The organism is Mesorhizobium sp. M8A.F.Ca.ET.208.01.1.1 (genome assembly GCF_004791315.1).
Taxonomy (GTDB): Bacteria; Pseudomonadota; Alphaproteobacteria; order Rhizobiales; family Rhizobiaceae; genus Mesorhizobium.
Genome location: NZ_SRUT01000001.1, coordinates 671,273 through 690,586 on the forward strand (window position 1 = coordinate 671,273; position 19,314 = coordinate 690,586).

At 58.7% G+C, this 19,314-nt stretch carries 22 protein-coding genes and 2 pseudogenes; 6 read left to right on the forward strand and 18 right to left on the reverse strand.

Going from position 1 to position 19,314, the window contains the following annotated elements; all coding sequences use genetic code 11:
- The first annotated feature begins 3 nt into the window (after positions 1-3).
- From EN851_RS03260 to EN851_RS03270, 3 genes are read left to right on the forward strand one after another with little or no spacing between them, the layout of a single operon-like run.
- On the forward strand, positions 4-636 hold the full coding sequence (locus EN851_RS03260) for a hypothetical protein (RefSeq protein ID WP_135928549.1): 633 nt from the start codon (positions 4-6) through the stop codon (positions 634-636).
- A gap of 41 nt (positions 637-677) precedes the next feature.
- The gene (locus EN851_RS03265) at positions 678-1,580 is read left to right on the forward strand and encodes a hypothetical protein (protein WP_135928550.1); all 903 of its coding nucleotides are present in this window, start codon (positions 678-680) and stop codon (positions 1,578-1,580) included.
- Positions 1,559-2,203: a hypothetical protein gene (locus tag EN851_RS03270; RefSeq protein WP_210234918.1), complete on the forward strand. Its 645-nt coding sequence runs from the start codon at positions 1,559-1,561 to the stop codon at positions 2,201-2,203. Before EN851_RS03265 ends, EN851_RS03270 begins: the two co-directional genes overlap by 22 nt.
- Before the next feature lie 173 nt (positions 2,204-2,376).
- Here EN851_RS03270 and EN851_RS03275 read toward each other — a convergent pair whose 3' ends face one another.
- The 16 genes and pseudogenes from EN851_RS03275 to EN851_RS03355 all read right to left on the reverse strand — a co-directional run bounded on the left by EN851_RS03275 (position 2,377) and on the right by EN851_RS03355 (position 15,014).
- On the reverse strand, positions 2,377-3,051 hold the full coding sequence (locus EN851_RS03275; protein ID WP_210212167.1) for a hypothetical protein: 675 nt from the start codon (positions 3,049-3,051) through the stop codon (positions 2,377-2,379).
- 177 nt (positions 3,052-3,228) lie between these two features.
- A complete protein-coding gene (locus EN851_RS03280) occupies positions 3,229-3,966 on the reverse strand; it encodes a restriction endonuclease (RefSeq protein WP_245520678.1) in 738 nt (245 codons plus the stop codon).
- Positions 3,963-5,228: a three-Cys-motif partner protein TcmP gene (locus EN851_RS03285; RefSeq protein ID WP_135928551.1), complete on the reverse strand. Its 1,266-nt coding sequence runs from the start codon at positions 5,226-5,228 to the stop codon at positions 3,963-3,965. Before EN851_RS03285 ends, EN851_RS03280 begins: the two co-directional genes overlap by 4 nt.
- Before the next feature lie 30 nt (positions 5,229-5,258).
- Complete coding sequence (locus EN851_RS03290) at positions 5,259-6,047, reverse strand: DUF5131 family protein (protein ID WP_135928552.1); 789 nt, start codon at positions 6,045-6,047, stop codon at positions 5,259-5,261.
- Positions 6,048-6,083: 36 nt separating this feature from the next.
- Positions 6,084-6,182: pseudogene (locus tag EN851_RS36985) on the reverse strand (VapC toxin family PIN domain ribonuclease); the annotation flags it as partial.
- Between the two features lie 228 nt (positions 6,183-6,410).
- Positions 6,411-7,550 (reverse strand): hypothetical protein, encoded by a 1,140-nt coding sequence (locus EN851_RS03300; protein ID WP_135928553.1) that lies wholly within the window; start codon positions 7,548-7,550, stop codon positions 6,411-6,413.
- Between the two features lie 63 nt (positions 7,551-7,613).
- Positions 7,614-8,387, reverse strand: coding sequence for a hypothetical protein (locus EN851_RS03305; protein ID WP_135928554.1), 774 nt, complete (start codon positions 8,385-8,387; stop codon positions 7,614-7,616).
- A 69-nt stretch (positions 8,388-8,456) separates the two neighbouring features.
- Positions 8,457-9,302 (reverse strand): hypothetical protein, encoded by an 846-nt coding sequence (locus EN851_RS03310; RefSeq protein ID WP_245520679.1) that lies wholly within the window; start codon positions 9,300-9,302, stop codon positions 8,457-8,459.
- Positions 9,303-9,407: 105 nt separating this feature from the next.
- Positions 9,408-10,256, reverse strand: coding sequence for a hypothetical protein (locus tag EN851_RS03315; protein ID WP_135928556.1), 849 nt, complete (start codon positions 10,254-10,256; stop codon positions 9,408-9,410).
- Positions 10,256-10,633, reverse strand: a complete 378-nt coding sequence (locus tag EN851_RS03320) for an XRE family transcriptional regulator (RefSeq protein ID WP_135928557.1) — start codon at positions 10,631-10,633, stop codon at positions 10,256-10,258. Before EN851_RS03320 ends, EN851_RS03315 begins: the two co-directional genes overlap by 1 nt.
- A gap of 4 nt (positions 10,634-10,637) precedes the next feature.
- Positions 10,638-11,003: a type II toxin-antitoxin system RelE/ParE family toxin gene (locus EN851_RS03325; RefSeq protein WP_135928558.1), complete on the reverse strand. Its 366-nt coding sequence runs from the start codon at positions 11,001-11,003 to the stop codon at positions 10,638-10,640.
- Between the two features lie 41 nt (positions 11,004-11,044).
- Complete coding sequence (locus tag EN851_RS03330) at positions 11,045-11,464, reverse strand: nuclease (protein ID WP_135928559.1); 420 nt, start codon at positions 11,462-11,464, stop codon at positions 11,045-11,047.
- Positions 11,465-11,549: 85 nt separating this feature from the next.
- Positions 11,550-12,791, reverse strand: coding sequence for a site-specific integrase (locus EN851_RS03335; RefSeq protein WP_135928560.1), 1,242 nt, complete (start codon positions 12,789-12,791; stop codon positions 11,550-11,552).
- A gap of 156 nt (positions 12,792-12,947) precedes the next feature.
- A pseudogene (locus tag EN851_RS03340) lies at positions 12,948-13,145 on the reverse strand (JAB domain-containing protein); the annotation flags it as partial.
- Positions 13,146-13,225: 80 nt separating this feature from the next.
- Positions 13,226-14,443 (reverse strand): site-specific integrase, encoded by a 1,218-nt coding sequence (locus EN851_RS03345; RefSeq protein WP_135928561.1) that lies wholly within the window; start codon positions 14,441-14,443, stop codon positions 13,226-13,228.
- 325 nt (positions 14,444-14,768) lie between these two features.
- Complete coding sequence (locus EN851_RS03355; protein ID WP_135928563.1) at positions 14,769-15,014, reverse strand: hypothetical protein; 246 nt, start codon at positions 15,012-15,014, stop codon at positions 14,769-14,771.
- Positions 15,015-15,197: 183 nt separating this feature from the next.
- On the opposite strand from EN851_RS03355, the gene EN851_RS03360 reads away from it, so the two are divergent.
- The 3 genes from EN851_RS03360 (at position 15,198) to EN851_RS03370 (ending at position 16,369) form a co-directional block, all read left to right on the forward strand.
- Positions 15,198-15,347 carry a hypothetical protein gene (locus tag EN851_RS03360; RefSeq protein ID WP_245520680.1) on the forward strand — a complete coding sequence of 50 codons (150 nt, stop codon included), beginning with the start codon at positions 15,198-15,200 and terminating at the stop codon, positions 15,345-15,347.
- Between the two features lie 99 nt (positions 15,348-15,446).
- Positions 15,447-16,016 (forward strand): hypothetical protein, encoded by a 570-nt coding sequence (locus tag EN851_RS03365; protein ID WP_135928565.1) that lies wholly within the window; start codon positions 15,447-15,449, stop codon positions 16,014-16,016.
- The gene (locus EN851_RS03370) at positions 16,013-16,369 is read left to right on the forward strand and encodes a hypothetical protein (protein ID WP_135928566.1); all 357 of its coding nucleotides are present in this window, start codon (positions 16,013-16,015) and stop codon (positions 16,367-16,369) included. Before EN851_RS03365 ends, EN851_RS03370 begins: the two co-directional genes overlap by 4 nt.
- A 160-nt stretch (positions 16,370-16,529) precedes the next feature.
- Here EN851_RS03370 and EN851_RS03375 read toward each other — a convergent pair whose 3' ends face one another.
- Together EN851_RS03375 and EN851_RS36990 are read right to left on the reverse strand one after the other, a co-directional pair.
- Positions 16,530-16,769 carry a hypothetical protein gene (locus tag EN851_RS03375; RefSeq protein WP_135928567.1) on the reverse strand — a complete coding sequence of 80 codons (240 nt, stop codon included), beginning with the start codon at positions 16,767-16,769 and terminating at the stop codon, positions 16,530-16,532.
- Positions 16,770-17,190: 421 nt separating this feature from the next.
- Entirely contained in the window at positions 17,191-19,218 is a 2,028-nt protein-coding gene (locus EN851_RS36990) for a hypothetical protein (RefSeq protein ID WP_245520681.1), read from the reverse strand.
- Between the last annotated feature and the right edge of the window lie 96 nt (positions 19,219-19,314).

Consider the following 19,314-nt stretch of genomic DNA (forward strand, 5'->3'; position numbering starts at 1 on the left):
TCCATGGATTTTGTTCATATAGCCATTTCTGCCCGCCTGGCCCACGGCGATCTCGTCGCCGCCGACGCTGCCCTTGAGACCGACCCCAGCGATGATGGCGTCAGACTCATCCTGGTGAAACAGCTTCTGGTATCTTGTGCAAACGTGACTGATCTCGAGCTAATTTGTCGTGCTCTTTACAAGGACCATCCGGCCATTTCGGAGATCATCACGCCGCATTGGCGGAACTTCGAATTCGCGAAATACATCCGGAACATCGCGGTTGGTCATGTCAACCCAGCGCTCAGCCAGAAGACTCTCGAATGGCGCCCCGAACTCAACGTCGTTCTGACGCAACCCGGTGCGCCGGCCGAGGCGTTTCTGGGTTACGCGGTGTTGGAGAGCGCGATCAACACCTTCGTGGATGGCGAACGGCACCGTATCTTCGAAAGCGATACCGACCTGGCTTACCCGCCGGACTTGACCCGATTTCTCAATTTCTTGGGGTCGACCGTGCATGTCGGGATCGCCTATTGCGCTGCGGTGGCCGCCGCGGCGCTCGAGCATACCAATCTGCCCAACTTCAACGAGCACTGGCTGGAGTTGTCCGCGAAAGCAGGCGCCACTGACTTCGCCTTCATTACGCGCAAGGGGTAGGGAATGATTTTGGCCTATCCGAACGCCGCCGATCGCCCTCTATGGCCATGAGGAAACCGATCGCGGTCACCTTCGACACCAACACATACAGCACGATCGCCGATCCGAAGATCGCCCGTCTCCTGGAAAAGTGGTGGCCGCTCGATAGGGACCGCTGGGAGTCGAAGAAGCGGCGGATCGCCTGGTGGTACATCCAGCGCTGCATCCGCAAGGGCCGCATCCACGCCGGCATTCCCGAAGCGGCCTTCGCCGCCGAGAGCCTCAGGAACTCCGACCGCGTAGACCTCCTGCTGACGGTCGGCACGAAAACGCAGCCGCCAGCCATTCCGCCGACGCGGCAGGAGATCATCGCTGCCGCACTCGCGACCGGCTTCCGGATCATGCGTGGTCCGCGTATTGGCTATGGCGCGCTGCCAACGTTCGGCCCGGCCGACTGGGCTTCTGACACGCGCTACGCGATCGGCGAGCGGCAGGACCGCATGAGCGCCTTCATCCGGCATTTCGGCGAATATCCGTTGCGCGCCCTGCAGAGTTTCGGCGAGCAGCTCTCGGCCGCCCACGGTCTTGCCGCGTCGAATCAGCAATACGCGCAGGCGGCGGCACTGAACAACATCACGCTCGATCGCTATCTCTGGCGTGAAGGGATCGGCGCCGAGGCAGCCAGTCCACGCAATCACGCGACGCAAGCGTCTTTCCTGAAGGTATTGCGCAAGCTTATGGCCGATTGGGCGGATTTCGACATCGGCGCGGTGCATTATTCTTATGGATACGACCTGCTTTGCACTGACGACCAGGGCAAGCTCGTCTCGAATTCCATCTTCGGGGCACAGCACGCGACCGATGCCCAGGGTGTGTTCGCCCTCCGCTCAATCACCGTCATGGATCTCGCCGCACTCTGCTGGAAACGGTTCTGGTTTCCGCTGTGCAGGTGGGGAACGCCATGATGGTCTTAAGTGAGCAACTCCCTCGGATATTTCAGGCGAACCTGGCCCGGCTCTACGAGCGCATCATCGAGCCCGCGATGGATGGCCTGGTGGTCCATCCCATCCTCGAAGACGGCGAGGCAAGATCGATGGACGAATTTCTGGACCGCGCAGGGGCCCAGGTCGATAATTATACGTCAAACGAGGCCGCCAAATCCTTCGTGCTGACGCTGGCCGCAGTCTTCGAGCGGCAGCTCAGCAGTTGGGCGAGGGCCATGGGACTGGTCGACTTGGCAAAGCTCCGCGGCTTCCAGGAGCATTTGCTTGCCTGTGCAAACCTTGCGAGTATCGATCTGGCGATCGGCGATCTCGGCACTGAGCTGACTGAGATTTTCACGGTAGCCAATGTCGTGCGCCATGGCGAAGGAGCGTCCTGCGAGCGGCTTCGCGCGATGGCACCGGCGCTGTGGTCCGACACCGCTAGCGACTATGTCGACCTGATGCCCGGGCCCCGGCTGCCAAGCGAGAATCTCAGGATCAGAAGGAACGACCTCGTCCGCTATATCAGGGCGACGACGAGGTTCTGGGGCCGGGCGGACCCTTTGCCGATGGCGGTAACCGATCCGCCATACTGGCTGTCTTGAACGTGCGGGGGCGAATGCTTAGAAGACGACCATATCGATGAAGACTGTATGATCAGCTTGGGAGCTGGAACCTTAAGAACAGCAAGCTACTGCTCCTTCTCGGCCGCATTCAGCCTTCGGACGGCGTGAAGGCTTCCACTAGTGATTGAGGTCCGTCCGTCTCAACACGACAATCAGTCATTCCATTCAAAGCAGGCGCTGCGCGCGATAAACATCCGAAGGATGTGATCGCTGGCTACGACAAGCTCATGATCGCGGAAATTCTCCGGCGATTTGGAACCGTGAAAGAGATTACATCGGATGGTATAAACGGTTCGAAGGAGCTGAGGCCAGGTCGGTGTGTCGCCGGCTGTCCAACCGACTGGCTGAAGCTTGACACCCTGACGTAAGACTTCGGACATAAGCTCTCCACGAGAAAATCGCCAGAATGCGTCGCGCCGGAGTTTTCGGCGCACGTCGCGGACATTGAGTACCGGCCACATCGTCGCGAAATCCTCGACCTTCTCGCGAAAGTCAGGCGAATTCCTCACCAGCTCGTTATAAGCCTCCGTGAGACGCTGGTGGTTGGCCAGTGCGGTGATCATCTCCGCGTCGGTCGCGGCATCCGTCACACATTCCATCCACCCGTTGAAGCCCATCCATAGGTTTACGAAAGAGGAGAAGGCGGATCGTTGGACGTTGGAGGCGTCAATGAGCTCGCGCGCAAGATCCGCTGTCTCCGGATCGAGCGTTCTAAAGTGACTAAAGCAAACCACGGCAATCGGCCTTCCAAACGAGAGTTCAATATTGCTTTTCGGAGCGTCACAGTAATTCTTATTTTTCTTTGGTTTGAGGCCAATTACTGCCAACTCGAATCTCATTGACGCCTTGGGCGTCTGATTGTGCTTGCAAAGATATGCGCCAGTCTTGCGTCCGCTGAGACGAAAACTCTACCCGATGAACAGAACTACCATCGGGATCCGAGTACGACACCTTAAGCGCCTCCTCGATCGGGACCATCTCCGGCTCGATCCACATCGCCATGCTCAAGAAGACATGGCCGAGTGTCCACGGCCCATGTGGAGTGTCGATGGAGACCGTTCCGGGTTGGGAATACGCGCTGTCCGCGTGATAGGGGGTTGGCCCTTCGCAATTTCGGCATACGGGTTTAAGGTTTCCTGGACCTTCCGCCAAACGTCATTCAGCGTCCAACTCGAGCCGTCTTCGGTGTCGTGAAAGATCGGGGCAAACAAGTCTGTATCAGGCGGAAGTATGTACTCCACCTCGTCGGGCTCAGGAACTTTATCGTCCACGGCTCGATACGCGCGAATGCCGACCCTGCCGATGGCACATGCCTTATGCCAGAACATAACCAGGTCGAGGCCGAGGATTGGATTAATGTCCGCGACCGTTAGATCGGAGATGTTGCGAAGCGAAATGCCTGCGTGAGATGCTGCAATCTGAGCTGCGGCGGAGAAGCCGGACGCACTGACGGCAATGGTGCGATCTGCTCCAATCGAAGACTTCTTCGTGGCTAGCTGCTCGATCCAGGTGACGTCCTGAAGCTTTGATCTGCATCGACATTGGATCGTGACAAGCATTTCAGTCGTGCCGACTTTGGCACGAATGCTGGCATCCACTTCCCTGAGCCGGCCTGTGACCTTGCAGCGCAGACGATCCGGTGACTTGACGACCAGCCCTCGGGGGCCCGCGTCGGCCTCGATCCGCGCAATCAGGCGTTCGAATTCGCGCCATTCGGGATCCCGACGTCGGTGCGAGGTCATTCTTTTGGACCGCCTCCTGTCCCGGCATTCAGGAACATAGGGAAGAAGCTGATCTGCTTCTTCATTTTGATGACGTCATCAACGCCAATCGTATTGGCCTTTCGTCGCTCCCCGCCTGTGGGGGTTATTACCTCAAGGTCTGGGTTTTCGATGATCGCTGCATGGACATCGTCGGCGTGCGCAGGGGTAATATTGTATATGCTTTCGTAGAAATCCATGACAGGCATGGCATCACCGGATTCCATGATCAGGCGCGGAATGTCCCCGAGAAGCTGGTTCTTCGCCGACGCTCGGCCGCTGATATCGAAGAGGTAGAGCATGCCTTCATCATGCTTTGGATCGTAGGAGAGCATGTTGAGGCCGGATCGACCGAAGTGTGCCTGTAAGCTGGCGTTGTCGTGAAGAATGTTATTGTAGACCTGCCTTGCCCGATAGGCATTCGCAAAGTGGATCAGCCAGTACCGCCATCCGCCGGGATTATTGATCGAGAACGGGCTGACATAAGGGGCGCACAATCGGAAAGCGTCGAAGACGATTTTCTCGGCTGTGCCGAGCCAGTCCTTTTGGCTCATTAGCGCATCGAGCGCCTGGATATCGTTGCTCGTCAGTCCGAGATGATCGAGCTGGGCGCGAAGCCGCTCCGGCTGGTCCTTTTGAAGGAATGCGAGCAGTGAACTGATGACGAAGGTGTAGAAAATCTCAGCCGCGGGATAAGAGTGCATGATGTCGAGGATAGTGTTCCGCTCGACATGGCTATGACCACATTGATCGAGGTTGAAGATGACGCTCCGATAGCGGCCTTGCCCTAATAGGCGCTTGATATCAGGATAAGCAGCTTCGAAGAACTCGTTCAGATATTCGACCCGCAAATGCAGCTTTGGGCAGCTCTGGCTGGCCCTTGCTTGCATCGGTGCGACATGCGTCTTCAGAAGCTCGATCGCATCGCGACTGGCATCGTTGAATATGAGGAGGCATTCGACTTCGACGGCGCCAAGTCCTTGGACGGCGCGTTGTGTGTTCACGGCGTCGACGGCTCGCTTCAATTCTTCAATGAAAATCAGAGGCGATCCCGGCGAGCCACATTGATATCGTCCACCGCCGGCAAAACCATCGACAATTGCGAGGCGAAACCGCTCCTGCTGAGGGAGCCTGCAGCGGACGGTGAGATAGTCGAAGACATACTCACGTAGAATTTTGTGTTTGCGGCGTGAATGCTCCTCAAGCTTTGCGCCGTCGGCCCATTCGTATCTTTTCTCGACCACCTTGCGCCCCCACCCAACAAGTATTGTTTCTTACATTACAGTCGCTTCCGCTGGGGCGACTGGCATCTCGTCCCAAGTGCGGCCGCGATACTCACGTCCGTTGGCTTTCTTGGAGCGTTTTTTGTTGTCCTTGCCCCATGTCCCCCACTGTTTGAAGAAGAAGGCGGTTCTCGCCGTCAGGCATTGGCCGTGGATCTCGTCGATCCATTCTTCTTTGATCGGCCGAGCCGATTTGCCGCTTTCGCCGCCGACGATCGCCCAATGGATATCGCGGAGGTCGACGGTGCCAACCGATCCAATCAGAGGTTCGAAGGAGATGAACCGGATGGCCGCAGGCGCTTGGCGGAGATTGTCGGCACGGCTCACCACATCTGCGTTTTCAATGCTGGTGCCGAGCCAGACGTTAGGAAGGACGTCACCCATCCGGGAAGCGACGAGTGCCGCCATTCGTTCGGGCCGCTTGGTTAGGATTTGATAATTGTGACGCGGGGTCTCGCGCATGACCCTCCAAACTCGGAGGATGAATTCGTCGCTGACACCCTCGTGGAACAGATCGCTCATCGAGTTGACGAAAATCTTCCGCGGCTTCTTCCAGCTGTAGGGAATGGAAAGGGCCTGATGATCCTCCCGCACGACGCCGTTCCACACCGTGCGGTTGCCCGTCTTTCGGGTCAGTCCTGCATACTTTTCGATACCCATGGCCTCAAGGCGTTTGGCCATTTCCATCGCATAGCAGTGTGTGCAGCCGGCGGTGATGATTGAACATCCTGCCACGGGATTCCAGGTGGAATCCGTCCACTCGATTTGAGTTTCAGCCATTAGATCCCCCCACGCATTCGTTGAGCCGGCGCTGCATTAGATCGCTCCGCGCATAGGATTGACGATCTCAACTCCGACAAAATCGTTTTCATTGTCAGTTACTACCACGCAGTCGTTTGCACCGGCGACAGCAGCAAATGGCAAAAGCACGATTTTTACAAATGGTCAAAAAAAGCCAATGATTTCAACAGCGCTGTTTTTTGACCGTCTACGTGACGGTATATCGAAGAATGAAAAATATTATTCATCGGAAAAACAACGCCTTATGGCCGCAGTAAACAATCGAGTGGGATGCTTTGAAGCTGGCGAGATAGAACTAACCGCCTGAGCGGTTCCGTCGGCTTCGATGTTTCTGCGCCGATCTTAGGTCTGGTGTTCCTTCCACTGCCGGTGTTGCTCGCGCAGTGCAGCCTCGATTGCGGCGAGTCGGGCACTGTAATCCAGTCCGTTCGGGCTCTTGGTGGCGACTTCGGCTGACGCGATAATGAGGCGCCACGCGCCGTACTCGTGAAAGGGATTGAGTCCGATGACGTTGCCGAGCGCAAGGTCGCTAGGTTCCGGCGCGGACAACAGCTTGGCGAAGGCTGCGATCGCAGCGTTCATGTCCCAATCGGAGACGAACAACATCAGCGCGCATAGGGCAAGCAATGCCGTTGGCGCGCCTTTCCATCGATAAATTTCGGGCTGCCGCTTGCCGAAATCGATGCCGCCGTTCGCGGTGACGAAGGTGCAAAGCGAGATCGCGGCCTCGTAGTACGGCTGGAGCTTGGTGACGTCGAACACCTCGCGCCCATGATTTTTCTGGGCGAGTTCGCTCGCTTGTCGCCACGTCGCGTCCTCGAACGGTAGCAATCGGCCCTTCACCAGTTCGAACAGATGAAAATGCTCTTCGGTGAACTGCTTTTTTGCGGCGGCTTTCCAGTCGAAGGCGGGCATCTCCGCCTGGGATGGGTGGAACTGCCAGCGCTGGTGGTGGGGATGGCGCTGAAGTGCATAGGCCCAAGAGATAGCCTCCAACGGCATCGAAACGGTTAAGCGGGAGGCGGATTTGAGATCGAAGAACCACTGCCGCATGTCTCGGATACGACGTTGGTCAAATATGCTTTGTTCGATGCCCTTGCATACCAGGAGCCGTATGGCTCTTGTTTCAGCGCTTTTTTCCGATCCGAAGTCGAGGAGGCTGTCTTGGGTCGAACGAGTTTCGTCGTTCCCGTGGAATTCGCAAAATGGATGGTGGGCGTCGCCGCCGTTCGGATCGACAAATCTGAAGTGGGCTTGCCGGAGGACTGCCTTAGATGCTCGCGACTTTGCGGGCCGTACGATGTGAGCGCCGAATTTACCGCAGGATGAGCATTGAACGTCTGCGCGGATCGCATCGCCGTATACGCTGAGAAGTTCGGCCCCATCGCGGTCCTGCGTCGGCTTTGTGCCGGTCATCAGGATCGCGAGTTGGTCGACGTCGAGTTCGCGCTCGAACCTCACGGAAAATGCAGTTGCTGGCATTTGCTCCCCTAAGCGTATTGATCGTCATGCGTCGGACGAGCGATCGAACGACGCGGCAATCCACTAATTATCAGTATTGCTATTCGAATCGGCGCCAGTGACGATTTCAAGCATTCCTTCTGCCGCCATCAAGTCTATTGCAAGATTCAGCGCCTCGTTTTCTGCGTCGGTAAACGCTGCTGATTTATGCCGAGCGCTAAGATCAACGCTCAATTCCTCAACGAGGCGGATGATCATGTAAATGTGGAGGGCGTAGGATCGTCTTGCGAGCCCTTCGTCGGTCTCCGGGAAATAGCGGGTCATGTTTGTCGGGCCGGGCAGGCCGTCCAGTTTGCCGTCCCACGCGGTCGCGCTTTGGACGATGTCGTGCCTGGACACATGGGCGGCTGCGGAAAGCCCACCATAGAGACGGCCTAGCGACTGTTCGAGAGCTGCGACGTAGGGAGCGCCGTTGGGCTTTCGCCGGTTTGCACCAACCGCCTTGAGCTGGGCGAGGATCTCGAGCTCCTGGCGCAGCAGCGCGTGGGCCTGTAGGTAGCGGGCCTCGGCGATGGCGCGCTCGCAGGGATCAAGGCCGATGATGAAGGCGGCGAACAGCGCGTCGCGCTCGAAGGTGGTCTGATCGCCCTCAACGACGGCGCCATTGATACGCAAAATGCCGCTTGCGAGGACGCCGGTCACCAGCATGTGGGCGTCGATTAGCCGTCCGTATGTGGCCATCGACTTGGCCTTGGCTTGATCTCCGAAAACCTTCTGGACGGCATACAGGGTGGCAGCCGGCTCGATCAGCGCCTCCTTGTGGCGCTCGATGGCGTCCTCGTCGAGTGTATCAGCCATCGGCGCTCAAATCCCTGATTTCGGCGAGAAAGGCCGTCCCGATATTCCGGACGTCAATCGGCGTCGTGCTCATTCGGCCGCCGATGGTTCGGTTTCAGGCTGCGGTGCGAGGATGTCGGTGGCTTCCCAATCCTCGCCATCGACGACGGTCACGAATTCTCGGTCCCAGACACCCCAGCGGACCGGCAACGGATGCGTAGCGAGAGGATTGTGGACATAGGTCAGCGGCCTGGTTCCGCGGGACAGATTGCCCAGGCTGACGCGAGACCACAGAACGCCGGAGACATCGGCAAAAGCCGGATCGAGGAAGGCGGTGCGCGGGATCGGCCCGCCCTGACGCGCGATCTCCGGCGCGGCGTGAAAACCTTGATCCACCACTTCGTCCGTCTCGCGATCGATGGTGATGTAGGCGTCGCCGATTGGGAACAGGGAGGTCATAATCAGCGGTGGGCGCTCGGATACATAAACCCCAAACCGGCTCGCGCTGATCGCAATGATGCGAACGTCATTCTCGCCGATGACACCTTCTCGCAGGTAGTCCTGAACTCGTTGGAATTTGGTCCAGAAGGCGCTGGTGGTGCGAAGTTGCGCCTGACGGATTGGGGCGGCGCTGAGGCCGCCGCCCTGGTTCATCGGCACAGGCCGGATAACCTGATCCGGGCCAGCGTCGCCTTCGTCCGGCGCGATGGCTTCGATCCAGATTCGGCCTTCGTCGGTCAGAACGCAGAGGTCGGGTTGACCGCCCTCGCGCAGGCGTTCGGAAACCGGCAGCAGACTGCGGCCGGCGTCGAGGAGGGTGCAGCCAAGATACATTTCCCAGAAACGGCCGTCGACGTCGCGCGCAAAGCCATGGCGGAAATCCGGATCGGCATACGGCTCGTAGCGCTCCCACATTCGCTCGATGAGGTCGTGCAATTCCCTCTCGACTGGATGGTCAGCAGTCCTGAGGTTGACGAAGCCACGATCAAGGTTTGGTCCATCGAAGTCGAAAATGCGGGTCACAGTCGTCTCTTTTGAGTTTTACACTACGCCTCGGCTGACGCGTTCGTGCTCCGCGATCAGAAACGTCAGGTAGCTGCGGATGAGGTTGCAATAAAGACGCGCCTCGTCGATGCCGAGAGCGAGGCCCTCTTTAAGATCGACGCCATGACGCACCCCGCCGCCCGTGGGCGACGAAAGGTATCCATGCAGCGTCATCATCCAGTTCAGGATCTGCTCTTGGTGCCCTCGGCCGCGCTGGCGCAATTCGAGGATGATCTTGTTGAAGTAGCGGCCCTGGATGCTTCCCTCGGCAACGTCGAGGCTCCGAAAGGCGGTTGCGATGGTTTCCAGCAGCCAGAGTACTTCCTGGACCGCCTGACGGCCGTTGCCCTCGCTCAGGAACCGCTGAGACGCGTCGAGGGACTCGTGGATGAGGGCTCGCGCCTGGAGATCGAGGGACGGGGGCGCGTCCGGAACGGTGATCGGAATGTGGACGCGGGTGGCGACCAGCATCGGAGGATTGAGCTGATAGCCGGCGTTGGCGTCGGCGAGGATGCGATTGATCCTTCCCGCTTCCGGTATCACCATCGCCGGATTGCGAGCCCAAAGTTCCTGGCATGCGTTCCAGAACGCTTCGATGAAGACCGGAGCGTTCTCACCGGCGCGTTCCATGTCTCGGTCGAGATCTTCGGAGGCGAACCGCTCGTTGGAGCTCGGCCAATACTCGGCGCTGGCAGCCGCACAGAATCGCGCTTTGAAATGCTCGAAAATGGCCTTCCGTTGCCCTTGTCCGCTGATGCGGTTGATAAGGTCGCGAAAGCCCTCTTGTACGGCGGGCTCTATCGCGCCGGGACTGTCGAACCGCCAATTGCCGTCGAACTGAAGCATCAAGAGCGGGCTCTGGCGGCCTTCCGCACGCGGGCGGGGCCGCGCGTGGGCGTATTCGATGCAATCACGTCGCCCAGGCTGTGAAGCTTGAGGGGCGGATGCGACGGCAGCTTCACGGTGAGTTCAAGCTTGCCGCCGATCGCCTCGACGTAGCTGCGCAACGTCGATAGATACATATCCGCCTGCTTTTCGATCTTCGAGACCGAGGGCTGTTTAATGTTCAACGCACCGGCGACATCTTCCTGTGCCTTCCCGGCGATCTGCCGCAGCTCGCGCAGACCCTCGACCTCCTGCCGAAGCTCCTTGTAGCGGGCCTCGACCTGCTCCTGCTGGTCGCGGGGCAGCGAAGCGATGACGTCCGTGATGCTGCGTACCATCGGGCTATCCCTTCTTTACGGATTTCAGGTTTTCCAGATGGTCGGAAAACCGCTTGTCCGCCTTTGCGATAAGCTGCTTGTAAAAGCGCTTCTGACTTCCGCCCGACTTGTCACCTGCTACAAGCAGGATTGCGTTTCGCTCCGGGTCGAAGGCAAAGGCGGTTCGCCACTCGCCATCGGCCGCTGAAAAGCGCATTTCCTTCATGTTGGCATGCTTCGAGCCCTTCAACGTATCGACGTAAGGTCGACCAAGTTGCGGCCCGAATTCGGCCAGCAGCTTTGCGAGGGCGAGCATTTCGATCTGCACCTCGTTCGCGAAAGCCTGAAACTCCGCCTCGAAGGCATCGTGCAGTCTGACGTCCCAATTCATATAGCTTCCAGGCTATGTTAAGTCAATGGTGGAGGCCCGCATCAGTTGCCGCCCTCGGGCGCTCCGGCTTGGCGCAGCATGTCACCAATGGGCTGAGAGCCGACACGGCAGCGGGCAATGACGCGGTCGAATGAGATCACGCGTCTGCTGCGGCCACGCTCCGTTGTGCACGTCACCTCACGGTGAAGCGCAATGCGTTCGAGCACGACCTTTCCTTGAGCCCCGCGGTCTTCGTGGAGCTCGGGGGCGTCGAAGTCGGCAAGCCTGACCTCGATCCAGGCGTTGGGGTCGGCCGTCTTGCCTACGCAAAGGCTGTCGCCATCACCGACATAGCGAACCGTGCCAGAGAACCGCACGCCAGCTTGGGCTGGCAGCGGTGCTTTGCACGGATCTGCATAGGCGGGGATGACCGGGCAGAGGAAAACAAGCATGCAGGCAAGAAGGAGAGGGCGGTGGCTCACGCGGCAGCCTCCAACGCGCTGCAGACGCTATGGCCCGAGCGCAATTGTGCAACGACCCGTTGCGCAAATTCGGCGTCGGGCTGGCTCATGCCGCCGCCTTCATGCGCTTCTTCGCAAGCATGGCGCGGACGAATTTGTCCCATTTCGCCATGCCGGCACGCTTCTCCACCATGTAGTTCCAGCGGTCGTAGTGCTTTGAGCTGACGTCCTGCAAGGCGTGGTTCTGCAGGCGGTCGCGGATCTCCTTCGGCACACCTGCTTTGCCGGCCAGTGTCTTGAAGGTTCGACGCAGATCGCGGTTCGTCACGTAGGGAATCACGCCACGATCACGCTGGCGCCACATGAACGAATAGAGCGTGCCATGGCTGACGGGCTTGGAGGGATCCTTGGCCGACGGGAAGAACCAGCCGTACTCGTTGACGTTGATTGACGAGATTAGCTCTGCGGCCAGATCCGGCACCGGAACGGCATGGGGCTGGTCGTTCTTGGTCTTGGACCAGTCGATAATCTTCTCCTTAGCGTCCCATTGCTCGATGTGAAGGTTCGCGATCTCCTCGACCCGCTGACCGGTCAGCATGAGGATTCGGACCGCACGCGTATAGGGAGGATGGACAGGCGTATCGGGGCACTCCAACCAGCGATAGAGCTGGATCCACTCGTCCTCATCGAGCCAGCGCGTGCCCTGGACCTTGGGCTCGGTCGGGATGCCTGCTGCTGGATTGAACGGGATGCGGAAGCGCCGAGCGGATTGCTGCCGATAATCGTTGTCGGACTTCATGCCCCAGCTAAAAGCGGCGTGGATATAGGATCGTACGTGATCGGCCATCGACCTGGCGCCGCGGTCATAGATCGGGCGGATCAGTTCGATGATTTCCTCGGACTCGATCTCGCGGGCGAGACGGTTGCGCCCGAGCGTGTCGGCAATCTTGTTGAGACCCTTCTCGGTTTCCTTCCAGGAGGGTTTGTTCGCGGCCTTCAACGATGCGACGTAACCCTCGAAAAGATCGGCGACGGTGCCGGGGCGCGTGTCGGTGGCGATCTTTATGCTGCGACCTTTTTGGATGACGTCGGCGAAGTCGCGCTTGAAGATTTCGCGGGCCTGGCCGAGCGTCATTGACGGATAGGCCCCGAGCTTCTTCTTGGTGCGCTTTCCGTCGCGCCACTGCTGCGCCATCCAGTCGGCCGTCACGCGCTTCGGCATGGGCTTGAGGACAAGGACGAGACGTCCCGTGCCACGGCCTTCGCCATCGGCGAGGTTTTCTTGCTTCTGGCTCACTTCGACCCGCTTCAATGCATGTCGGATCGCGGTATCGGTTAGGCTTGGCATTGCGTTTTTCCTGTTCCGCAACTGGGATCGGTCGAGGAGAAACGGGGATCGTTTTCTGGGAGCGGAAAGCCGTTTTCTATCCCTTCAACCGCGCCCAATTTGCCATAACCGCCCCCAGTACGCAATCCGCAAAAAACCGCCGAAGCTATTGATGATTCAGTGGTATCGAGCGTGATCCAGCGTGATCGAAACGGGGGTAGTGGGGTGGTTGTGCACCAGGATGATCGCCGTGGCGGACAGTTCGAGCGCGCGCTTGACCACTTCCCTGGGATAGACGGGCGTGTGGTCGACCGTGCCGGTCTGCTGCACTTCGTCTGATATCAGCGCGTTCTTCTTGTCGAGGAACAGGATGCGGATGTGTTTCCCTCCTCAAATTTTTATCGGATTTACAACCGCTTACGGGAGACGTCCCTTAAACGTCCCCAGCGCGTCCCTTATGGTTTGTTCGTGTTGCGTTTCGCCATGCGAAGTTGTGCGACGCGACTCGTCTGCTCGATCGTGCCGCGGTTGTATCGGGCGCTCGTCTGTCGGTTCTTGTGACCGGCAGATTTCATCACGTCGGTTTCCGTCGCACCGAGGTCGTAAGCCTCTGTGATGGCGCCGGCCCGCGCGTCCATGTTCCACACGTTTGAGGGTACACCAGCCTTGTCGGCGATCTTTCGCCACCGCTCCGTGAACTTCCGGTGCTTGTACGGCTCGCCGGTCGTTTCGGCCAATATCATCGGACCCACACGTTTCTCCAGCGGCACCAGAGCAATTTCTTCAAGCACCATAGGATGCAGTTTCAGATCGTGCTCAACCTCAAATCCGGTCTTGGTGTGGACCTTCCGTAAGACCATGTTCGAATCGATATCCGACCACACCATGCCGTTCGCCCACCTTGTCTCTCGATGGATGATACCGCCCTTGGCGCCTGCAGTTGGCTCCCATTCGCCGATGACGTCCTTCTGACGCATCGCGAGTTCGAACTGCAAAACCGTTGCCAGAGCAATGGACGGCCAGCCTTGTACGTGCGCCGTCTTCCGAACTGCCTCGACGTGCTCTGCTGTCATGATCGATTTGCGTGCCGGAGGCGTCTTAAAGCGGATCTTGGAAAGGATGGTATCGGCACGAAAACAGTCATCGTAACCAAGCGTCACTCCATAGCCGATCAATTGGCGAACGGCGTCCATGCAGTGCTTTGCGCGCCATGGACGGGCAGGGGGATTCGGTACTTTCTCGGTCGGCTCTTTCGGTGCGCCCCATTTACTGTGCCAGCCTTTGAAGTCGGGGCCGAGCAGTTTGCTGATCTGGCGGGCGCCTACAGTGTGCTCGATAATTGCCAAGCACTTGGTGACGTTCTCCCGGCTATTCCATTTCATCGAGAGATAAGGGGAATCCTCATTCGTCTGGAACAGGCGGGACAGGCTTTTCAGCGTTCCGTCATAGGTTGGCGCGGCGTTTCCGTCCCGCGTCGCCCAAGCAAGCATTTCGGCCTGCAAAATCTTGCAGCGGGCGGACAACTCTTGGCGCCCCTCTGGGGAGTTTGGATAATGCAGGCGGATGGACGAGGGGCGGAAACCCCGTGCGGCTAAATCGCCGCGAGCTTCCCAATACTCGCGTACTGTGCCGTCCTTGTTGCGCTTGCGCTTGAGCCCTGGGAAATCGGTCAATTCCAATTCTCCAAGCCGTCAGCGGCTGAGGGTAGGTGGGTTTGATGAAGGCCGTGGCGGCGGTCGAGGAAAGACCTGACCGCTGGCCAGTAGCGATATCCTATTACCGGGTCTATTCGCGGAAGACCCTCACGTTCCCACACGGCAGCAATCGCCGTCCATCGCGCCTTGGCTCGCGTCCCGAGCACCCGTTGCGCGATAGCCTCCTCTGACAGGTAGAGAGGTGAGTTGTCGTTATCCGCCTTCATTCCCCCTCCTGAAACACATAGCGCCCGCCGATGGATTCGGCAGGCGCACCAAATAGGACCGCTTTACCATCGGAATGTCAATGAGTGGATTGACAAACGGGTAAACTTGTGAGCCGGGCCCTGCTGTCTGTGATGCCGCAGATATACCGCTCGTCCTCGTCCAGTTCGGCTGGCTGTAGATCCTTTTCGGCGACAATGGCGAACGCACCCTCATCGTCGTATACGTTTTCGACCTGCCAAAAACCGCTGAAGTGTGCCGGTGCGATTACGAACGCCTTGGTCGTTCCGTACTGCACGACCTGGCCGGGTTGGACATTAAGCATTTGGGCGACTCCGTGTTGCGTTGAATCGAATTACACTTTATGGGTAATCCGTGACCCGCAAGGTGTCAACATCTGACGTGCATAATTTTACACTTGAGGTGCAATTTGCTATCCGCCGAACAGATACGTGCCGCGCGAGCTTTAATCCGCTGGGATCAAATCCGCCTCGCTAGTGAGGCTGCGGTGTCGGTCGAAACGATCAAACGCCTGGAAAAGATGGATGGCCCTTTGCTAGCGGCCACAGGAACCACCATCGCCAAGATTGAAGCGGCGCTCACTGCCGCAGGCATCGAGTTCATCAATGGAACGGGCGTTAAATTGCAGGTACGATAATGCTACCGCTTCTATCTCGCCGTTAAGCCGGTAAAGCGGTAAAAAATACTGCAAAAACAGTATGTTGACTCCGTAGCGTTTTTGCGGAATTCATGCGTTATGACTGATATCCCCGCACCAACTCACCTTGGCACCATCTACACCGCGAAGGAGGCTGCGGCTCGTCTTAAAATGACGCAAAGAGGCGTCATCACACTCGGCAAGCGGTACGGATGCTGCTCCGTGCACGGAGGTCGAACGGTGCTGTTTTCCGAGCAGGACCTTGTCGACATCTGGCAAATCATGCGAGCGCCGGCTACGGAGAGCAAGCTGGCCACTGCCCGTGCACTTTCGTCCTATTCGACAGACGTCTTCTTCCGCGACCTTCTTCGGAAAGAGCAAGCGAAGAAAGACGAGCGCAGACGGTTTCGGAAAGCGCAAGAGGCTGAGACTCGCGAGAAGCGACTCGAAGAGAAGCGCCAGGCGACACGTGCAAAACTTGATGCTCGGATAGCCAAACGCGAAGCCAAAGCGCAAGAGATGGCTGCGCGGCGGGCGGCGCGATCAGTGCCGGCCTCGGAGTTAGACCTCAAAAATCGGGATCCCGCCTACTGGACGGATGAGCGAAAGAAGGCGCTCCGGCGTGAGCGCGCAGCGAGAATACAAGAACATGTTGGTGAAGATCGATGAGCGAGCCCCGCACCGTCACAAACACCGCCCTCGACAAGCTGCCGTTGTTCGCCAGCGACTTGGAAATCGCAATCGCGATCGTCGGGAAGAAGTACGCTTCACTCTGGAAACGCGATGCTCTCCCGATCCTGGAGCGTAGCGGATTTCCACGCTTTGACGCACTCCACCAGGGTCGACCAATTCCGCAGGTGCGGCAGTTTTATGCGCGTTACCTCGGGATCGCCCAAGGCTTCGTAATAGCGCCACCACCGGACGGCAAAGAGAAAGTGTGGGTGCCCAAACGCGAGCGCAAAAAGCTCGAGGCGGAACAACGGCAAGCCGCCAACGTTGACGCCGCCAATGACCAACCCTGATTGCCCCCATTGCCTCGGCGCCACCACTATCTTCGTCTGCCCGCAGTGGGAGCGCTCGGGCGGCACGTGCTGTCCGGAAGGCGCTGTCCGTATGGGCTGCCCCGGCAAGACCGTGGAGTGCGAAGGCTGCCGAGCAAGCGAACTTGCGCCTCCGCCGGCACTACCCAACAACTTGTTTGACCGGCCCAGTCGTATTCCACTGGATGAACGCGACTTCTTTGCCGGTCACTTCCCTTACCGCCTTCAGCAGCACCTCATGCAGGACGCGTGTCTGCCTGTAGTGGTCGCAATGTGGCGATATTAACGGCTTGATGATGCTTAGATGCAGCGCTTCCGCCGCCACCAAGAAGCGATCAATTTCAGCCTGCGACAACTGTTTCGACGGTTTTGACCTAGCCATTGCGATCTCCCATACCTGTAAAGAGGATCTAGGAATAAATTCCTCCTATGGTCAAGCGAGGAAATTGCCTACATTCCGCGATCACACCGCTTGACCGTCCCCCGTCTAGCGCTACATCTGCCCCGCGGCGGATCCGAGCGAACCGCCCGGCCGGCGCTCATTTAAACCCCAAGCCCCCCGCCCAATGAGCGTCGGCCGACTCTATCAAAGGCAGTGTAGAAAAGCCCGCGTGCGTTGGCGGGCACGCGGGCCGATCAGGCTGTCGCCGATCTTCGGCGGGTGACACCGCCCCGCCGCCAAAAGAAAGCTTTAGAGGCGCCTAATGTTCCGCCCAATCGCTGCGCTACAGTTTTGCAGCGGCCGAAAAAAATGCATCGACCTGCTCAGGCGTAAAGCCCATGGCGGCAAAGCCTTCCGCCAATCATATGTACAGTCCATAAGGTGAGGCGCTTGGGTTCGTTCCTGTGCCGGCCGTCGAGCCGGGGATGTAGGATGTGCCAGCCCCGGTGGTGTTAATTATCCCGAGATTGCTTGCCGCGTAACGAGACCCGGTTATTGCTCCGGCAGTCGTTGTGAAAGTCACGGATGGCAATTCGATGATCCCGCCATTCAAGGCATTCACGGTGGCTGTGAAGGTTCTTGCGGCAGTCGTCAGTACGCCAGCGCTAGAGCCTATGAAGATGTGACCGAAAGCGGCTGCATAGAAGGCATATGCGGAGTTCGCATCAAGATAGATGTTGTTACCCGATCCGGCGCACTCGAGATACCCACCATTATCTACGCCGATCAATCTGGCGCTTCCACCACCGAGCGCCACATTTCCGATCAGGAAGACTTGAGCGCCGTAGCGCGACCAAATTGCAACGGTCCCGCCCGTTGCCTTCAAATCTTTGACAGTGAGAGAAAGCCCGCCGGTCGCCAGCAGTCCATAGGTTGAGCCGCTTATCACGGTTGACGTGTACCCGGCGCCCAGCAGAGTGATGCGCGCGTTTCCATTGCCCGAGATGTTGAGGTATATCCCCTCGCTAAACGTGCCGCTGCCAACATCGACCGTCACGGCATAGATGCTCATGTCGAGCGCGATCGCAACGTTGATTGCCTTCTGAACGGTCAAAAATGCAGTGCCAGCTGTAAGGCCGTCGTTGCTGTCCGACCCGGTAGTGCGAACGTAGTACGTGCGGTTAGCCGTGAGGACTTCACGCGCGGATGCCCATTCTGGTGCCGTGAGGGCCGTGTTTTGACGCAGCACCTGTAGAGCCGTACCCTTGGCCAACCGGGACCATGTTGAAGAACCGCGGTACAGGATGTCTCCTTGTGCCGCCGACCCAACCATGTCGAGAACCTGGGTCAGGCTCAGGTCTTCCGGCGCGCCAGTGCCCGCGGTTGCGCGCCCCTTGATCGTGGCGTTGGCCATATTCGCCAGCTTGGCATTGGTAACGGACCCATCGGAGAGCGTGACGGTCAACTGGCTGAAGGCAATTGCCGTTGTGCCTAGCGTGCCGCCGACATTCGATGTGCAGTACCAAAACGTATCGGCGAGCGTTGTGCCTTCCTGCACGACAAGCAGGGCGCCGGGATGCTCGTTGTAAGTGTCGTATTCGCTTGAGCGCACAGGCGTGACGCCGACGAGATACACGCCGTTTTGCTCTGGAGCGGTCTGGCTTTTCACCAATACAAGGTCGCCCGTAGCCAGCGTAACCCCATCGATAACGTCAGCATTGTTGAGTGCGGTAGAGATCGTCACGTTGGCCGTAGTGGCTGCGCGCACAGTGCCGCGCTTTGCGACGTTGGCAGCCGCGAGGGCGATAGACGAGCTTAGACTGTCAAGCGCGTCCTTGGTGGTCGCGCCCGAAACACCGCTGTCGTTGCTAATGGCGCTTGCGGCGGGCGTGGCCCATGCGGAATCGCCATCCGTGCCACTGGCCTTGCGGAGGAACTGGCCGGTCGTGCCGCCAGTTGGAAGCCCGTAACCGCCAGTGCCGACGCCGGCTGGCCCTTGTACCGCAAACGGCCCGTCCCAAGACGTACCCGTCCAGCGATAGAACGCGAACGCAACGCCGATCTCGGCGCGCAGGAAGAGATAGCCCTTATCGGCCATCGTCAGCGTAAGCGCAGCGCGGTCAGTTAGGCTGCCAGATGAGTTGGGCGTGATGCCGGCCAGACTGAGCGTGACCAGTAGTCGGGACACGATACTGTTCATCCCGACAACGCTGGCCGCGGACGAATTCTCCAGCGCGATCGAATAAGCCGCGCCACTCGCCGTGGTGCCTGGCCATGGGTAGTCAAGCGTAATGGATGTGTCGCTGCCCACCGAAGCGATCGGCACGGCTATGCCGGCGCTCGAGAACATGCCGCCAGCCACAAGCGCGACCGACCAAGCCGTGCCGCTGCCAGTAACCACAGCGCTGCCATTCGTCACGGATACCGTGCCGGTTTTGTAAGTCGACAATGTAGGGATTCCTTATTTCTGACGGGCAGCCCGCTCGGCCGCAACGCGCTCAATGAAAGCGTCCAGCAGTTCGTTAATGGATTTGATTGCTTCAGC